At 69.2% G+C, this 17,382-nt stretch carries 17 protein-coding genes; 11 read left to right on the top strand and 6 right to left on the bottom strand.

All coding sequences use genetic code 11. From position 1 onward, the window contains the following. Positions 1–62: 62 nt before the first annotated feature. The 4 genes from VES41_RS03005 to VES41_RS02990 all read right to left on the bottom strand — a co-directional run bounded on the left by VES41_RS03005 (position 63) and on the right by VES41_RS02990 (position 5,250). Positions 63–1,649, bottom strand: a complete 1,587-nt coding sequence (locus tag VES41_RS03005) for an ABC transporter substrate-binding protein (protein ID WP_324812792.1) — start codon at positions 1,647–1,649, stop codon at positions 63–65. A gap of 29 nt (positions 1,650–1,678) precedes the next feature. Beyond that, positions 1,679–2,953, bottom strand: coding sequence for a M20 aminoacylase family protein (locus VES41_RS03000; protein WP_324812789.1), 1,275 nt, complete (start codon positions 2,951–2,953; stop codon positions 1,679–1,681). 5 nt (positions 2,954–2,958) lie between these two features. Beyond that, positions 2,959–3,939: an ABC transporter permease gene (locus VES41_RS02995; protein WP_324812787.1), complete on the bottom strand. Its 981-nt coding sequence runs from the start codon at positions 3,937–3,939 to the stop codon at positions 2,959–2,961. Between the two features lie 159 nt (positions 3,940–4,098). Next, positions 4,099–5,250, bottom strand: coding sequence for a porin (locus VES41_RS02990; protein ID WP_324812784.1), 1,152 nt, complete (start codon positions 5,248–5,250; stop codon positions 4,099–4,101). Between the two features lie 284 nt (positions 5,251–5,534). Here VES41_RS02990 and coq7 point away from each other — a divergent pair, with 284 nt between their 5' ends. Further along, positions 5,535–6,164 carry a 2-polyprenyl-3-methyl-6-methoxy-1,4-benzoquinone monooxygenase gene (gene coq7, locus VES41_RS02985; protein WP_324812782.1) on the top strand — a complete coding sequence of 210 codons (630 nt, stop codon included), beginning with the start codon at positions 5,535–5,537 and terminating at the stop codon, positions 6,162–6,164. A 20-nt stretch (positions 6,165–6,184) separates the two neighbouring features. Here the strand turns inward: coq7 and VES41_RS02980 are convergent, their stop codons facing one another. Next, entirely contained in the window at positions 6,185–6,634 is a 450-nt protein-coding gene (locus tag VES41_RS02980; protein WP_324812780.1) for an OsmC family protein, read from the bottom strand. Positions 6,635–6,955: 321 nt separating this feature from the next. On the opposite strand from VES41_RS02980, the gene ilvA reads away from it, so the two are divergent. Then, complete coding sequence (gene ilvA, locus VES41_RS02975) at positions 6,956–8,545, top strand: threonine ammonia-lyase, biosynthetic (RefSeq protein ID WP_324812777.1); 1,590 nt, start codon at positions 6,956–6,958, stop codon at positions 8,543–8,545. Between the two features lie 30 nt (positions 8,546–8,575). Here ilvA and VES41_RS02970 read toward each other — a convergent pair whose 3' ends face one another. Then, positions 8,576–9,070, bottom strand: coding sequence for a type II secretion system protein N (locus tag VES41_RS02970; protein WP_324812774.1), 495 nt, complete (start codon positions 9,068–9,070; stop codon positions 8,576–8,578). 74 nt (positions 9,071–9,144) lie between these two features. On the opposite strand from VES41_RS02970, the gene gspG reads away from it, so the two are divergent. The 9 genes from gspG to gspD all read left to right on the top strand — a co-directional run bounded on the left by gspG (position 9,145) and on the right by gspD (position 17,363). Further along, a complete protein-coding gene (gspG, locus tag VES41_RS02965; RefSeq protein WP_324812773.1) occupies positions 9,145–9,588 on the top strand; it encodes a type II secretion system major pseudopilin GspG in 444 nt (147 codons plus the stop codon). Beyond that, the gene (locus VES41_RS02960; protein WP_414719005.1) at positions 9,563–10,081 is read left to right on the top strand and encodes a type II secretion system protein; all 519 of its coding nucleotides are present in this window, start codon (positions 9,563–9,565) and stop codon (positions 10,079–10,081) included. The genes gspG and VES41_RS02960 overlap by 26 nt, the downstream gene beginning before the upstream one ends. After that, positions 10,078–10,446 carry a type II secretion system minor pseudopilin GspI gene (gspI, locus tag VES41_RS02955; protein ID WP_324812771.1) on the top strand — a complete coding sequence of 123 codons (369 nt, stop codon included), beginning with the start codon at positions 10,078–10,080 and terminating at the stop codon, positions 10,444–10,446. Before VES41_RS02960 ends, gspI begins: the two co-directional genes overlap by 4 nt. Beyond that, positions 10,446–11,114: a PulJ/GspJ family protein gene (locus VES41_RS02950; RefSeq protein WP_324812769.1), complete on the top strand. Its 669-nt coding sequence runs from the start codon at positions 10,446–10,448 to the stop codon at positions 11,112–11,114. The genes gspI and VES41_RS02950 overlap by 1 nt, the downstream gene beginning before the upstream one ends. Then, the gene (gspK, locus tag VES41_RS02945) at positions 11,111–12,205 is read left to right on the top strand and encodes a type II secretion system minor pseudopilin GspK (RefSeq protein WP_324812767.1); all 1,095 of its coding nucleotides are present in this window, start codon (positions 11,111–11,113) and stop codon (positions 12,203–12,205) included. The genes VES41_RS02950 and gspK overlap by 4 nt, the downstream gene beginning before the upstream one ends. A gap of 190 nt (positions 12,206–12,395) precedes the next feature. Next, entirely contained in the window at positions 12,396–13,604 is a 1,209-nt protein-coding gene (gene gspL / locus VES41_RS02940) for a type II secretion system protein GspL (RefSeq protein ID WP_324812764.1), read from the top strand. Continuing rightward, positions 13,601–14,179 (top strand): type II secretion system protein GspM, encoded by a 579-nt coding sequence (gene gspM / locus VES41_RS02935; protein WP_324812761.1) that lies wholly within the window; start codon positions 13,601–13,603, stop codon positions 14,177–14,179. Before gspL ends, gspM begins: the two co-directional genes overlap by 4 nt. Positions 14,180–14,181: 2 nt before the next feature. Beyond that, entirely contained in the window at positions 14,182–14,988 is an 807-nt protein-coding gene (gene gspN, locus VES41_RS02930) for a type II secretion system protein N (protein ID WP_324812758.1), read from the top strand. 5 nt (positions 14,989–14,993) lie between these two features. Then, the gene (gene gspD / locus VES41_RS02925; protein ID WP_324812755.1) at positions 14,994–17,363 is read left to right on the top strand and encodes a type II secretion system secretin GspD; all 2,370 of its coding nucleotides are present in this window, start codon (positions 14,994–14,996) and stop codon (positions 17,361–17,363) included. Positions 17,364–17,382 lie beyond the last annotated feature (19 nt).

Below are 17,382 nucleotides of genomic sequence, written 5' to 3'. Positions count from 1 at the left end.
CGCCGGGCGGCTTCGACAGGACGTGCGCCGCCGTCACGCCGGACGGCGGCGGACGAAGGCGATCACTTGTCCTTGATCGACATCCACTTGAAGAGCATGAAGTTGTCGGCCAGCTGCGTCAGCGTGACCTTCTTGCTCACGCCCCAGGCCAGCGACTGCTGGTGCAGCGGCAGGTGGCCGATGTCGTCGCTGTGGATCTTGAAGGCCTCGTGGATCTCCTCGTCGCGCTTGGCCTTGTCCGTCTCGGCCTGGATCTTCTTGGTCAGCTCGTCCAGCTTGGGATTGCTGTAGGCGCCCAGGTTGAACTGCCCCGTGCCGCTGTCGTCGGGCGTGGCCATCAAGGCATTGAGCGCGTTGTGCGAGTCATAGGTCGAAGGCGTCCAGCCCAGCATGTAGAAGCTGGTATCGCGCCGCAGGATCTTCGGGAAGTACGTGCCCTTGGTCTCGGCCACGAGGTTGATCTTCACGTTGATCTTGGCCAGGTTGGCGGCCACCGCCTGGCACACCTGCGCGTCGTTGACGTAGCGATCGTTCGGGCAGTTCAGCGACACCTCGAAGCCCTGCGGATAGCCGGCCTCGGCCATCAGCTTCTTGGCCGCCTCGACGTCGTAGGGCAGGCGCTTGTCCTGCGCCTCGCTCCAGCCGTTGATGCCGGGGCCGACCATCAGCGCGGTGGGGCGCGAGGCGTCGCGCATCACGGTGCGCTTGATGCCCTGGATGTCGATGGCCTGGTAGAAGGCCTGGCGCACGCGCTTGTCCTTGAACGGGTTCTTGCCCTTGACGCTCGAGTACAGCAGCTCGTCGCGCTTCTGGTCCATGCCCAGGAAGATGGTGCGCAGCTCGGGGCCGACGATCACCTTGGTGCTGGCGTTCGCGTTCACGCGTGCCACGTCCTGCACCGGCACCGGCTCCATCACGTCGACCTCGCCCGACAGCAGGGCCGCGACGCGGGTGGAAGGATTGCTGATCTTGGTGAAGATCACCTCCTGCACATTGCCTTCGATCTTGCCCCAGTAGTTGGGATTGCGCTGGAACGTCGTGCGCACGTCAGGCTGGCGCTCGCGCACGATGAACGGGCCCGTGCCGTTGGCCTTGAACGACGCGGCATTCTCGATGCCCTTGCGGCGGTCCACCGGTTGCGTGGCCTTGTTCTCCTCGCACCACTTCTTGCTCATGATGGCCACCTGCGAGACCACGTCCGGCAGGATCGGGAACGGCACCTTGGTCTCGATCTCCACCGTGTGGTCGTCGATCTTGCGCACTTCCTTGAAGTCGTTGGTGTAGCTCTTCATGTCCGAGCCTTCGCCGGCGGCGCGGGCCAGGCTGAACACCACGTCGTCGGCGGTGAACGGCGTGCCGTCATGGAACTTGACGCCCTTGCGCAGTTCGAAGCGCCACACGGTCGGGCTGCTCTGCTTCCAGCTCGTGGCCAGCAGCGGCGCCAGGCTCAGGTCCTTGTTGCGTCCGGTGAGGGTCTCGTAGACGTTCTGGGTGACGCTCAGCTGCAGCGACTCGTTCAACGAATGCGGGTCCATCGACAGCGCGTCGCCCTGGTTGGCGATGCGGATCGTCTGCGCGGCCGCCACCAGGCTGGCCGCAGACAGGACGAGCGCCACCGACCCGGCGACCATGGTTCGCTTGAAACTCATGAAAAGCACTCCTCGAAAGTGTTGAAGACTCAGACGGCGGATGATGCGTGCAATTCCGATGCCCGGTCCTTGGCGTTTTCCATGGCCCGGTCTGGCGAAGCCAGCGGCATGCCCTGCTCGACCAGGCTGGCGTGCAGCGCCGCGCCCAGGGGCAGGATCTCGTCGTTGAAGTCGTAGCGGCTGTTGTGCAGGAAGGCCCCTTCCTTCACCCCCTGCCCGATGCGCAGGTAGGCGCCGGGCCGCGCCTGCAGCATGAACGAGAAGTCCTCGGCGCCCATGCTGGGCTCCATGTGGCGGTCGAGATTGCGCGCGCCGACCAGCGCCTGAGCCACGTCGCCGGCGAACAGCGCCTCGGCGGCGGTATTGATGGTGGCCGGGTAGATGCGCTCGAAGGTCACCTGCGCGCTCGCGCCGAACCCCGCGGCCACCGCCGTGCACATCTCGACGAGCCTGCGCTCCACCTCGACCTGCACCTTGGGGTTGAACGTGCGCACCGTGCCGACCAGCGTGGCCTTGCCCGGCACCACGCTGAACGCGCCCAGGTCGCCGGCATGCATGGCGCAGACGCTGACCACGGCGGCATCGAGCGGACGCACGTTGCGTGAGACGATGGTCTGGATGGCGGTGATCAGGTGCGCCGTCACCACCACCGGATCGACCGTCTGGTAGGCGTGCGCGCCGTGGCCGCCCTTGCCGGTCACGTCGATGGTGATGCGGTCGGCCGCGGCCATCATCGGGCCAGAATTGAGGCCGACGGTGCCCGGCGCCATCTGCGGCCAGTTGTGCATGGCGTAGACCGAATCGACCGGAAAGCGCTCGAACAGGCCGTCCTCGACCATCACGCGGGCGCCGGCGAAGCCCTCCTCGCCGGGCTGGAAGATGAGGACCGCGGTGCCGTCGAAATGGCGCGTCGCCGCCAGGTAGCGGGCCGCACCCACCAGCATCGTGGTGTGGCCGTCGTGGCCGCATCCGTGCATCAGGCCGTTGCTGGTCGAGCGCCAGCCGAAGTCGTTGTCCTCGTGCATGGGCAGCGCGTCCATGTCGGCGCGCAGGCCGATCATGCGGCCGCTTGCCGTGGACTGGCCGCGGATCACCGCCACCACGCCGGTCTTGCCGATGCCGGTGTGGATCTCGTCCACGCCGCAGGCGCGCAGCGCCTCCTGCACCCGCGCCGCCGAATAGACCTCCTCGAAGCCGAGTTCGGGATGGGCGTGCAGGTCGCGGCGCAACGCCGTCAGCTCGGGGTGAAAGCGCGCGATGTGCGCGAAGGCGCGGCCATTGGCCTGGTAGCGCAAGGTGCTCATGAGGTTCAGTGCCCGGTCTGCGCCGAAACGCGCAGCCGGGGGTCGACGACGAAATACAGGAGGTCAACCACCAGGTTGATGACGACGAAGATCAGGGCGATCAGGCACAGGTAGGCGGCCATGATCGGAATATCGGCAAAGGTCACGGCCTGGATGAACAGCAGGCCCATGCCGGGCCACTGGAAGACCGTCTCCGTGATGATCGCGAAGGCGATCAACTGGCCCAGCTGCAAGCCGGTGATGGTCATCACCGGCACCAGCGTGTTGCGAAGCGCATGCCCGAAGTGGATGGCGCGGTCCGACAGGCCGCGCGCCCGCGCGAACTTGATGTAGTCCGTGCGCAGCACCTCCAGCATCTCGGAGCGCACCAGGCGCATGATCAGCGTGAGCTGGAACACCGCCAGCGTGATGGCCGGCAGAACCATGTGGGCCCAGCCGTCGCGCGTCAGCAGGCCGGTCGTCCAGCGCCCGATGCTGACCGTTTCGCCGCGCCCGAAGCTGGGCAGCCAGCCCAGCCACACCGAGAACACGAGAATCAGCAGGATGCCGATCAGGAAGGTGGGCAGGGAAACGCCAAGCAGCGACAGAGACATCGCCACCTGGCTCATGAAGGAGCCGCGCCGCAGCGCCGCGTAGACGCCCATCGGCACGCCGATGGCAACGGCCAGTATGGCCGCCACGATGGCCAGCTCCAGCGTCGCCGGCAGCCGCTCGATGATGAGCCGGGACACCTTCGCACCCTGGCGCAGGCTCAGGCCGAACTCGCCCTGCGCCGCGTTTATCAGGAAATGCCAGAACTGCACGAAGAACGGGCGGTCCAGGCCGAGGTCCGCACGCATCTGCCGGATCTGATCCGGCTTGGCGTCCTGCCCCAGCAGGAACACCACCGGGTCGCCCACGTACTGGAACAGCAGGAAGGCAATGAAGGCCACGACGACCATCACGACCACGGCCTGCGCGAGACGACGAAGCACGAATGCAAACATGTTTCCCCAGTGTCCCGGAACTGCAGCGACCGTGCAAGGCGCGTGCCTGCTGCATCTGGCAGGACCGCCTGGCGTCGGACAAGAAAAAAAGGGCCGCCCGACTTGCGTCGAGCGGCCCTTTCGACCTTTCGATCAGTACTGGCTCAGGCCAGCGCTGGATCAGAAGGAGTGACGGATACCGAAGTCGTAGCCGTACGAGTAGTCGGCGCCGGTGGAGGCACCGTTGACAGCCAGCGGCAGGCCGTGCTTGTTGTCCAGGTAAGCGACGGTGCCGTACAGGGCGGTGCGCTTGGACAGGTTGTGCACGTAGCCCAGCGCGAACTTCTGGCCCGACGGGTTCTGGGTAGCACCCGGGATGTCTTCGACGCGAGCGTACGAGTACGAAGCGCGGATCAGGCCCGGGCCGACCGGCACGGTCACACCCACCAGGCCACCCCAGGCTTGGGGATTGGCGCTGAGCAGGGCCGGAGGCGTGGTCGGCAGGAACTCGATGTCCAGGTCGTACATGCCGTACTCACCGAACAGCTTCATGAAACCGAAGTCCCACGACGCGCCGATGTTGTAGGTGTTCAGCGTGTTGTCGGCACCCAGGGTGTAGTTCGAGTTGTTGGTCGACTGGCCAGCAGCCAGAGCGATGTCGAACGGACCGTTGGCGTAGCCGATACGGCCGCCGACGTAGTCGCCGCTGCGGGTGTCGGCGTTCACACCGGGATCGTAGCCGTCAGCGCCCTTGACCTTCTCGTCGAAACCGTACTGGACTTGGCCGTAGAAGCCGCCCAGGTTGGCCGGCAGGAAGTAGCCAACGGTGTTGCTCTGACGAACGTTGTCGCTGTCGAACGACAGGGCGCCAGCGCCACCAGCTGCACCTGCGATGTTTTGCAGGATGTTGGTGCCTTGGCCGTTGGTGCCGAACGGGTCGAAGTTGGTGTTGTTCCAGAAGGTCGGCTTGTAGTCGCGACCCAGGCGGATTTCACCGAAGCCACCCGACAGGCTCACCGTCGAACGACGGTTGAACAGCTGACCGGTCACCGAGCTCGAGCCAGCGCCGCCGGTGTCGTTGCCCAGAGCAGCTTCCAGCCAGAAGCTGGCAGCCAGACCGCCACCCAGGTCTTCCGTGCCACGGAAGCCCAGACGGCTGCTGTTGTAGCCGGAGTTGTCCAGACGGGTCGTGGAGGCGGACGTGCCGTTGTCGAACTTCGTGGTGGTGCCGCTGATCGCCGCGTCGACGATACCGAACAACGTCACCGAAGACTGAGCCGAGGCAACACCCGCGACAGCCAGGGTAGCCAGAGCAACGAGAGATTTTTTCATTGCAAGTTTCTCCAAGGTTAAACATAGGGCACCGGTGCAGAGGGTTCACACCGTGACGGGCACTGTCGTGCTCCCACCGGACCCCGGGCCAACCTCCTTTTGGGAAGTTGTTGCTATTGCACCAGACGCCATGCCGAGGGCAAAGCAAATCAGCCGAAATATCTACGACAGGCCGACGTTTCGTTGCAGGGGCACAACAAAGGACGAAGGGCGCCTTTGATTTCACGATGTGCGATGAAAGCATTAAGAAACCGAACGCAGCCGGCTCATCCAAAATGGACGCCATGAACCGATCGATCGACGCCCTGCTGGGCCTGGCAGATGACGCTTTGCGGACCCTCTTCGCCCGACCGGTGGCCACGCGCGAGACGCCCAAGGCCGCGACGCCGGACGGACCGCTCGACGAGCGTGACCGGCGCGAGGCCGGCGCGCTCATGCGCGTCAACCACGTCGGCGAGGTATGCGCCCAGGCGCTGTACACCGCCCAGGCCGCCACCACCCGAGACCCGGCGCTGCGCACGCACTTCCTCGAGGCATCGCGCGAGGAAACCGACCACCTGGCGTGGACGCGCCAGCGCCTGCGCGAACTGGGAGCCCGCCCGTCGCTGCTCAATCCGCTGTGGTACGGCGGCGCCTTCGGGCTCGGGCTCGTCGCGGGCCGGGCCGGCGACGCGCTCAGCCTCGGCTTCGTGGCCGAGACCGAACAGCAGGTCGAGGCTCACCTGGACAGCCACCTGGGCCGGCTCCCGCCCGGCGACCACGCCTCGCGTGCCATCGTCACCCAGATGAAACTGGACGAAGCCCGCCATGCAGCGCACGCCTGGAGCGCCGGCGCGGCCGAACTGCCCGGGCCGGTGCGGGGCATGATGCGCCTGGCCAGCCGGGTGATGACGACCGTCGCGCACCGGATCTAGCCGCCGCCGGCGGCCCGGGCTCAGGCCTCGACCAGGTCGAAGCTGGTGGTCACTTCGGCCGTCTTGGCCAGCATGATGGTCGCCGAGCAGTAGGTTTCGTGGCTGAGGGCGATGGCGCGCTCGACGGCTGCGGCAGGAACGCCCTTGCCGGCCACGGTGAAGTGCAGGTGGATCTTCGTGAAGACCTTCGGATCCTTCTCGGCGCGCTCGCTCGTGACCTTGACGCTGCAGCGCTCGACCTTGTGGCGGCCGCGCTTGAGGATCAGGACCACGTCGTATGCCGTGCAGCCGCCGGCCCCGGCCAGCATCATTTCCATGGGCCGCGGCGCCAGGTTGCGCCCGCCGTTTTCAGGACGCGACGCGTCGGGCGCGCCGTCCATGACGACGACATGGCCGCTGCCGGTTTCGGCCAGGAAACCCATGGGCGATTCGGTACCGGACCCGCCGGTCCAGCTGACGGTGCATTCCATCTTCGGGAGAACTCTGTTGGCTTGAGCACGAAGGTGCGGCCACGCGGCACGTCTTCGCACAAGATGTTGTGAAAAAGTTACCTCTACGTGTTGCAATGCAGCACGGCGGCGCTATACTTTATTTCATCGCACGTTACGACGTGCACCGGTTGTCTCCTCCACCCTCCCAATTGGTGGATTTAGCCCCGAGTCGCAAGACTCGGGGCTTTTTTCTTGGCGCCGCCCGAAAACGGCGCCCCCGCCGGCGCGCCGTATCATTGGTGCCCTTTTCAGCGCGGGCCCGCCGCCTGCGCGCAGGCCGACACGGCCCAGGCAGCGTCCATGAACAACCCCCCTTCGCCCCAGCCCACCGAGCCATCGACGCCCGGCACCACCCGACTGACGCCGGCCGACTACCTGCGCAAGATCCTGACCGCCCGGGTCTACGACGTCGCCGTCGAGTCGGCGCTCGAGCCGGCGCGGGCGCTGGGCGCGCGGCTGGGCAACACGGTCCTGCTCAAGCGCGAGGACCAGCAGCCGGTGTTCAGCTTCAAGCTGCGCGGTGCCTACAACAAGATGGCGCACCTGTCGCCCGAGAACCTGGCGCGCGGCGTGATCTGCGCGTCGGCAGGCAACCATGCGCAGGGCGTGGCGCTGGGCGCCCGCCGGCTCGGCACGCGCGCGGTGATCGTCATGCCGGTGACGACGCCGCAGCTCAAGATCGATGCGGTGCGCGCCCTGGGCGGCGAGGTTCACCTGCACGGCGAGAGCTATTCCGACGCCTACCTCTACGCGCTGGAGCAGCAGAAGCAGCACGGCCTGACCTTCGTGCATCCGTTCGACGACCCGGACGTGATCGCCGGCCAGGGCACCATTGCCATGGAGATCCTGCGCCAGCACCAGGGCCGGCTCGATGCCGTCTTCGTGGCGATCGGCGGCGGCGGGCTGATCTCGGGCGTGGCCAACTACATCAAGGCGCTGCGCCCCGAGATCCGCGTGATCGGCGTGCAGATGAACGACTCCGACGCCATGGCCCGCTCGGTCGATGCCAGCGAGCGCATCACGCTGCCGGACGTCGGCCTGTTCTCGGACGGCACCGCCGTCAAGCTGGTGGGCGCCGAGACCTTCCGCATCGCCAGCGAACTGGTGGACGAGTTCATCACTGTCGACACCGACGCGGTCTGCGCCGCCATCAAGGATGTCTTCGTCGACACGCGAAGCATCGTCGAGCCGGCCGGCGCAATGGCGGTGGCCGCGATCAAGGAGTACGTGGCGCGACGCGGCACGCAGGGCGAAACCTACGCCGCCATCCTGTGCGGCGCGAACATGAACTTCGACCGGCTGCGCTTCGTCGCCGAACGCGCCGAGGTCGGCGAGGAGCGCGAGGCCCTGTTCGCCGTCACCATCCCCGAGGAACGCGGCAGCTTCCGCCGGTTCTGCGAGCTGGTCGGACAGTTGCCCGGCGCCTCTCGCAGCGTGACGGAATTCAATTACCGCATCAGCGACGCGAAGGTGGCCCACGTGTTCGTCGGCCTGACGACGACCGCGCGCGGCGAGTCTGCCACCATCGTCCAGACCTTCGCCGCGCACGGCTTCGACACGCTCGACCTGACGCACGACGAGATGGCCAAGGAGCACCTGCGGCACATGGTCGGCGGCCGCACCGGCCTTGCTCATGACGAGCGGCTGCTTCGCTTCGTGTTCCCCGAGCGGCCGGGCGCGCTGCTCAAGTTCCTCAGCCTGATGCGCCCGTCCTGGAACATCAGCCTGTTCCACTACCGGAACCAGGGCGCGGACTACGGCCGCATCCTGGTCGGCTTGCAGGTGCCGGAATCCGACAACGAGAGCTTTGCGCAGTTTCTCGCCACGCTCGCCTACCCCTACGTGGAAGAAACGGCGAACCCGGCCTACCGGCTGTTCCTGCAGGCCTGAGTCCGACGCGCGCCTGGCGCCCCGGCGAAACTAGTCCGGACGTCCGCCGGCGCCGTGCACCACGACGCCCGCGGCCGCGGCCGGCTTGGGCAGGCGCAGCGTGAGAAGGGTCGGCGTGTCCATGCGCGCACCCAGCGCCGCAGCGCGCCGGTCGAGCGACTGCAGCACGTAGCCGCTGCCCACGTCCGCCCCCACGCTGAACGGCCGCGGCGGCTGCCCGTCGATCTGGATCAGCGCCGTGCCTTGCTGGTCCGCACCGGCCACCACGCCCAGGAGCACGAAGCGGCCGCCGGCGTCGGGCCCCGGCGCGATGGCGGCGCCCGCCGGCACCGAACCCAGCGCCCGCGCCACGTCGTCGGAATTGATGGCCAACGGCGCCGCCACCGGCGTGGCAGGAGCCGCGCCGTCCGACGGCGCCGCCAGCTTGAGCGCCCAGAACACCACGGTGGCGGCCGCCACGGTCCACACGACGGTGGTGCCGAGTGGCACCGGCCAGCGGGCGGATGCGCGGATAAGTTCTGACATGGGGCCGGATTATCATGCAGCGTGCCAGTCGCGCCCAGCGACAGTTTCCCGTCATTCAACTCCATATCTCATTCATGAACGCAGCCCCCATCCGCACGCTTCGCCGGCTATCCGCGCGAGGCTTCACCCTGATCGAACTCATGGTGGTGCTGGTGATCATCGGCGTGCTGGCCGCGCTCATCGTGCCGAACGTGATCGAACGCGCGGACGATGCACGCGTCACCGCAGCCCGGACCGACGTCAACAACCTGATGCAGGCGCTCAAGCTGTACCGCCTGGACAACCAGCGCTACCCCACTTCCGAGCAAGGCCTGCAGGCGCTGCTGACGCGGCCGACGGCCGGGCCCGCCGCACCCAACTGGAAGCCCTACGTCGAGAAGCTGCCCAAGGATCCTTGGGGCCAGTCCTACCAATACCTGAACCCTGGCGTGCAAGGCGAGATCGACGTGTTCTCGTTCGGCGCCGACGGCCAACCGGGCGGCGAGGGCCGCAATGCGGACATCGGCAGCTGGCAGTAGCAGCCGGCCCGTCGCCACAGGGCGCCCGTCCGCGCTCCGCTCCCCACGGCCTGGACGCATCCGCGCCTTCACGCTGATCGAGCTGCTCGTGGTGATGGCCATCATCGCCCTGGCGATGGCCGGGGTCGGCATGGCCCTGCGCGACACACGCCAGGCCGCCCTGGACCGTGAAGCGGAACGGCTGGCCGCACTGTTCGAGGCGGCGCGGGCGCAGTCGCGCGCCAGCGGCACGCCCGTGCGCTGGCGCCTGATCGATGCGGGTTTCGTCTTCGACGGCGCCGAACCCGGCAGCCTGCCCGACCATTGGCTGGCGCCGGACGTGCAGGTGCTCCAGATGCTGGCCAACGGCCGCCGCGTGAACGCCCTGCTGCTCGGCCCCGAACCCATCATTGCCGCGCAGCAGGTGGTGCTCGCCGACCCGCAGGCGCCCGGGCGCAGCCTGCTCGTCGAAACCGACGGCCTGCGGCCTTTCGCCGTCAGCAACCTGCCATGAAGCGCCGGTTTCAGCAGCGCGGCTTCACCCTGATCGAAGTGCTGGTGGCACTGGCGATCGTGGCGATCGCACTGGCGGCGGGCACGCAGGCCACCACGGCACTGGTGCGCAACTCGCAGCGCGAATCCGACCTGCTGCTGGCGCAGCTGTGCGCCGAGAACCAGTTCGCCAAGATCCGCCTCGCGCGCGTGATGCCGGCCGTCGGCGACGCCGGGCTGGCCTGCGTGCAGGCCGACCGCGCCCTGAATGTCACGGTGTCGACGACGGCCACGCTCAACCCGAACTTCCGGCGGGTGGACGTGCAGGTGCGCGACGAGGTCAACGCACCGATCATCCGCCTGTCCACCGTGGTGGGGCGCTTCTGATGACGCGGCAGGCTTCCCGCCCGCGCGCCGCGCGTGGCTTCACCCTCATCGAACTGCTGGTGGCGGTCGCGCTGCTGGCCCTGCTTTCGCTGGTCAGTTGGCGCGGCATCGACAGCATGGCGCGGGCGCAAAGCCAGATCCGCGAACGGGCCGACGCGATCCTGACGCTGCAAGGCGCGCTGGCGCAGTGGCAGAGCGACCTGGACTCGACCGTGTCGATCGCTCCCGCGACGGCAATCGACTGGAACGGCGCGGTGCTGCGCCTGACCCGGCGCGGCAGCGCCGGGGAAGATCCGGCGCTGCGCGTCGTCGCCTGGACGCTGCGCGCCGATGCCGGCGGAACCCGCTGGCACCGCTGGCAGTCGCCGCCGGTGGTCAGCCGCGGCGACTGGCAACTGGCCTGGCAGCAGGCGGCGGACTGGGCCGAGGCCGCCAGCGGCGCCCAGGCCGGCGGCAGCGACGTCGCGCTCATGCCCGCGCTCACCTGGCAGCTGATGTATTTCCGCGGCGACACCTGGACGCAGGCCGTGCCGGCGGCCGCCCTTGGGGCCAACGCGCCGCTGCCCGACGGCGTGCGCCTGGTGCTGCAGCTGCCGCCCGGCCCTGGGCTGTCCGGCACGCTGGTACGCGACTGGGTGCGGCCGAATCTCACGGTGACACGGTCATGAGCAACCACCGCCGACCGCACGCCATCGCCGATCGCCAGCGCGGCGCCGCGCTGCTCGCGGCCATGCTGATCGTCGCCCTCGTGGCAACGTTCGCCGCCGCGGCGCTGTGGCGCCAGTGGCGCTCGGTGGAGATTGAATCGGCCGAGCGCACCCGGCTGCAGTCGGCCTGGGTGCTGGTGGGCGCGCTCGACTGGTCGCGCCTGATCCTGCGCGAAGACCGCAATGCCAGCAGCGTCGACCACCTGGCCGAACCCTGGGCCGTGCCCCTGGCCGAGGCGCGCCTGTCCACCTTCCTGGCTGCCGAGAAGAACATTTCCAGCGACGCCATCGAGGGCCTGCCCGATGCCTTCATGTCAGGCGGCATCGTCGATGCGCAGTCCAAGCTCAATGTCCGCAACCTGGTGGTCGGCAATGCTCCGGTGAAAACCGCCGTCGATGCCTTCACCCGCCTGTTCGGCCTGCTGAACCTGCCGACGCAGGAGGTCGGCATCCTCGTGAGCAACCTGCAGCGCGCCGGCGCCGGGCTGACGCAGAGCACCGCGACGGGCACGGGTTCGGGCACGGCCACGGGCACCACGGGAACCACCGGAACAACGGGGACCACCGGAACAACCGGGCAGACGACCACGAGCGACCCGCTCGCCGACACCGGCGCCCCGCTGATGCCGCAGACCGAAGCCGAACTGACATGGCTGGGCCTGTCGCCCGGCACCGTGGCCGCGCTCGAGCCCTACGTCACCATCCTGCCCACGGCCACGCCGCTGAACATCAACACCGCCAGTGCCGAGGCCCTGGCGGCCAGCGTGCCCGACCTCGACATGGCGGGAGCCCAGCGCCTGGTGCAGCAGCGCGCCCGGCGCTATTTCTCGAAGCTGGACGACGCACGGGCCGCGCTGCCGGGCAGCAACGCCACCTTCGCTGAAGGACAGCAGAGCGTCTCCACCGACTACTTCGAGGTGATCGGCCGGCTGCGGCTGGACCGCATCTGGGTGCAGGAACGCTCGCTGCTGCAGCGCCAGGGCACGCAGCTGAACATCGTCTGGCGCCATCGCGAATCCGGCACCGCGCCGCTGGGAATAAGGCCTCAATGACCACCCCGCACGGCTTCGCGGCGGACGCGCCCGGCGCAAAAGAATTCGCGGCCCGCCCCCGGCCAACCGCGCCGGCGCGTCGGCGGAGCCGACGACGCCTGGGTCACCAGCTATCAATTGTGTAGCGAAATCCCGGGATCGATGTGGATGCGCCGCACCTACAATGACCCGCCCCGCGCTCTCCGTCCCCATGTCCCTGCTCCTGCTTGCTCCCCCATTCGCCCCCACGCCGTCCGGCGCCGATTGCGGCTGGGTGCGCGGCAACGACGACGACAGCGCCCCCGCCGACCACGGACGGGCGCCGCTGGCGCTGCTGCCCGCCGGCAACGACGTGGTCCTGCTGGTGCCCGGCACGGCCATTTCCTGGCACACCCTGGTGCTGCCGCCCGGCAGCCTGGGCGGCGGCCGCCTGCGGCCGGTGCTCGAGGGCCTGCTGGAAGACCGCCTGCTCGACGATGCATCGCGCGCGCATTTCGCCGTGCCGCCGGCCGTACGCACCGGCAGCCCGATCTGGGTGGCGGTCTGCGACCGCGCCGCCCTGCGCGATGCCGTCGAAACGATCGAGGCCACCGGACGGCGCGTGGTGCGCATCGTCCCGGAATTCGCGCCGCAGCCCGACGACAGCCCAGCGCTCTTGTTCGCGACGGGCGAGGCCGAGTCGCCGCTGCTCACCGTGTGCGACGCCAACGGCGTGACCACGCTTCCGCTGACCCCGATCCATGTGACTGCCGTGCTGCAGGCGCCGCTCGACACCGTGATCGCCACCGGCGAACCGGCGGTGGCGGCAGAGGCCGAGGCCCTGCTGGGCGTGCGCCTGCCCATCGTGCAACGCGCCGAACGTTGGCTGCAGGCGGCCCGCGGCCCGTGGGACCTGGCGCAGTTCGACCTGGCCAGCAGCAACCGCGTCCGCGCCGGCAAGAAGCTGGCCGCGTGGTGGCAGCAATGGCGGCATGGCCCGCAGTGGCGGGCGGCGCGCTGGGGTGCCGTGGTGCTGGTGCTGGCGCAACTGGCCGGCCTCAACGCCTGGGCCTGGAAGGAGCGGCACGCGCTGGAGGCCAAGCGCCAGGCGGTCAACAACGTGCTGACCCGCACCTTTCCGTCGGTCAAGCTGGTGGTCGACGCACCGGCGCAGATGGCCAAGGAGGTGGCCGCGCTGCAGCAGGCCACCGGCGGCATCACCGCCGCCGATCTCGAGCCCATGCTGGCGGCACTCGGCGGCATCCTGCCGGCCGGCCGCGTGCCCAGCGCCATCGACTACAGCGGCGGCCAGCTGCGCCTGCGCGGCCTGAAGCTGTCGCCGGCCGAACTGACCCAGGTCAGCGGCCAGCTCGCACCGCGCGGGTATCAGGCGCGCGCCGAAGGCGACCTGCTGCTCGTGCAAGCGGAGGCCGCGCGATGAACGCCGCACTCGATCAACTGCGCGCCCGCTGGGCCGCCCTTGCCCCGCGCGAGCGCAATCTCGTCGCGCTGTGCGCCGGGCTCGTCGCACTGGCACTGTTCTGGTGGATCGCGCTGGCGCCGGCGCTGCGCACCTTGCGCACCGCGCCGGCCGAACATGCCAGGCTCGACGCCCAGATGCAGAAGATGACCACGCTGCAGGCGCGCGCCAAGGCGCTGCAGTCCCAGCCGCGCGCCAATCCGGCCGACGCCATGCGGGCCCTGGAGAGCGGCATGCGCGAACGCCTCGGCGGCAACGCGCAGCTGCAGTCGCAAGGCGGCGGCGACGGGGTCCGCGTCACGCTCAAGGGCGTCGAGGCGGACGCCCTGGCGCAGTGGCTGGCGCAGGCGCGCAGCAATGCCAGGGCGCTCACGCGCGAGGCCCACCTCACGCGCGCCAGTGCGCGGCCCGACACACCGCCCGCGCGCAGCGCGAACGGCCGACCGCCGTCGCCCGCACCCGCGCCGCCCGACCCCGCCAGCGACGCACCGCACTGGGACGGCAGCATCGTCCTTGGCCTGCCCGCCGAACGCTGAGCATGGCCACCCGAACCCTGCGCCCGATCAGCACCGCGCCCCGCTCCCACGGCTGGCGCTGGGCCTTGCTCGGCATCCTGCTCGGCAGCGCGCTCACGCTCACCGTCTTCGCGCCGGCACGCTGGCTGGCGACCTTCCTGCGTACGCAGACACAGGGCCACCTGCTGCTCGTCAATCCGCGCGGCACCGTCTGGAACGGCACGGCCGGCGTGGTCTTCGCCAGCGGCGCGGGCGGCGGCGACGCGATCTCGCTGCCCGGCGCGCTCGCGTGGCGCCTGCGGCCCGACTGGCAAGGCGTGGCGGCACGGCTCGACCTGTCTTGCTGCACCGCCGAGCCGCTCGGCCTGAAGGCCCGGCCCGCCGCCGGCGGCGTGCGGCTGTCGCTGCTCGACGGGCGCTCGCGCTGGCCGGCGGCGTTGCTGGCCGGCTTCGGCGCGCCCTGGAACACCCTCAAGCCCGAGGGCGTGCTCGACCTGTCCACGCGCGACCTGGTGCTGGCTTTCCGTGGCCGCACAATGGCCTTCGACGGGCAGGCCACGCTGGACGCGACCGACATCTCGTCGAGCCTGTCGACCTTGCGGCCGATGGGCAGCTACCGCGTCGTGCTCGACGGAGGCAGCGCCTCCAGCATGATCCTGACCACGCGCGACGGCAGCCTGCGCCTTTCGGGCAGCGGGCGCTGGAACGGCACGGCCCTGCGCTTCTCCGGAGAAGCCAGTGCCGCGCCCGGGCGAGAGGACGCCTTGTCGAATCTGTTGAACATCATCGGGCGGCGCGACGGCGCCCGCTCGATCATCACCCTGGGTTGACCCAAATGAAGCCTTCGACCTCACCCGGCATGCGCCTCGGCGCGCTGGCCCTGGCCGCGCACCTGGCGCTGTTCGCCGGACTGAGCGCCGCGCCGGCCATGGTGCTGGCGCAATCCGCCGCACCCCGGCGCGGCGAGCCGATCACCTTGAACTTCAACAACGCGGAGATCGAGGCCGTGGCACGGACCATGGCGGTGGTCACCGGCCGCGACGTGGTGGTCGACCCGCGCGTCAAGGGCACCATGAACCTGGTCACCGACCGACCGGTGCAGCCGGAGGCGGCCTTCAACCAGTTCGCCTCGGCGCTGCGCCTGCAGGGCTTCGCCGTGGTGGAGTCCGAAGGACTGATCAAGATCGTGCCGGAAGCAGAAGCCAAGCTGCAGACCAACACCGTCACCACATCCACCCGCGCCAGCGAGCGCGCCGGCGGCAGCCAGATCATCACGCAGGTCTTCAAGCTCAACTACGAGTCGGCCAACGCCCTGCTGCCGGTGCTGCGCCCGCTGATTCCGCCCAACAACACCATCAACGTCAACCCGGGCAACAACTCGCTGGTCATCACCGACTACGCGGAGAACATGCGGCGCCTGGCCCGCATCATTGCCTCGATGGACGTGCCCAATGCCTCGGACGTCGAGGTGATCCAGCTGCGCCACTCGATCGCGTCGGACCTGGTGCCGCTCGTCTACCAGCTGATCGAAGGTGGCAGCGTGTCCATGGGCACGCCCGGCGCTGGCGGTGCAGGCGGCGCGCGCCCGGTCGCCGCGCCTGGTGGCCAGTCCGACGCGTCGTACCGCACGACGCTCATGGCCGACCCCGGCAGCAATGCCATCATCATGCGCGCAGCCAACCCCGCGCGGGCACAGCTGGTGCGCACGCTCATCGAGAAGCTGGACCGCGCACCGATGGAGAACGGCAACGGTGCGGCCGGCAACATCCACGTCGTCTACCTCAAGAACGCCGACGCGGTCCAGCTGGCGCAGACGCTGCGCGCCGCGATCGCGGCCGATCCGCGCAACACGCAGGGCGGAGCCCTGGGCGGCTACGGCGGCGCCGGCGCCGGCGGCACCTCGGCGACCGCAGCGCCGCAGAACCAGTCGTCCATGCTCAACGCCGCCGTGCAAGGGCTGAGCGGCTCCAGCTCGACCTCCGGCGCATCCGCCGCGGCGACGGCGCCGCTGGGCACCAACCAGCCGTCGACCGGCGGACAGGTGCAGGCCGACCCGGCAACCAACTCGCTGATCATCACCGCGCCCGACCCGCAGTACCGCCAGTTGCGCGCGGTCATCGACCGCCTCGACGGGCGCCGCGCGCAGGTGCTGGTGGAGGCGCTGATCGCCGAGGTGAACGCGGAAAAGCTGGCGCAATTCGGCGTCCAGTGGCAGGGGCTGCTGGGCGGCAGGGACAACCAGTACATCGGCTACAACTCGGGCATCACGGGCGCCAACATCCTGCAGCTGTCGCTCGGCGGCACGGCCTCGACGCTACCCGCGGGCGGCCTGAACCTGGGCATCGGCGCGACCATCAACGGCCAGAGCGTGCTGGGCTTCCTGGCCAACTTCCTGCAGACCAACTCCGACGCCAACGTCCTGTCGACGCCGAATCTGCTGACCCTCGACAACGAGGAAGCCAAGATCGTCATCGGCCAGAACGTCCCGTTCCCGACCGGCCAGTACACCAACACCGGCAGCCTGACCAACTCGGTCAATCCCTTCACCACCGTCGAGCGCAAGGACGTCGGCCTCACCCTGCGGGTGCGGCCCACGATCAACGAGGACAACACGGTCAAGCTGCAGATCTACCAGGAAGTGTCGACCATCCAGGGCGGCACGACCAACAACACCTACGGGCCCACGACCAACAAGCGCTCCATCGAGTCGAACGTGGTCGTGGACGACGGCAACGTGATCGTGCTGGGCGGGCTCCTGCAGGACGAATACGGCAACACCACCGACAAGGTGCCGCTGGCCGGCGACATCCCGGTCGTGGGCGCGCTGTTCCGCAACGAGCAGCGCACCCGCAAGAAGACCAACCTGATGGTGTTCCTGCGCCCGGTCGTCGTGCGTGACAACAACGCAAGCAACACGCTGGCCTATGACCGCTACAGCGCGCTGCGCTCGATGCAGGCGGCCACGCAGCCGAACGCCGATCACATCTTCATGCGCAACGTGCAGGACGCGCCGCTGCTGCCGGCGGTCCCGCCGCCCGCCCCGCAGGGCACGCCCAAGCCCAGGGCAAAGGACGATGGCGGCATCCAGGGCACGCGGCTGATCCCCCCGCCGATGGCACCGCTGGAGCCGTCGCTGGCTCCCAGCCCGCTCAAGGGCGCGCTGCCGCCCACGGCCGACCCCGCCTCCGCCCGCGAGCTGCCCTGAGCGCGGCATACTGGACGCC

It is taken from the genome of Variovorax sp. (genome assembly GCF_035634955.1).
Classification (GTDB): domain Bacteria; phylum Pseudomonadota; class Gammaproteobacteria; order Burkholderiales; family Burkholderiaceae_C; genus Variovorax.
The sequence above is the reverse complement of the archived record's forward strand: the minus strand, read 5'-3'. Positions and strand labels throughout refer to the sequence as shown.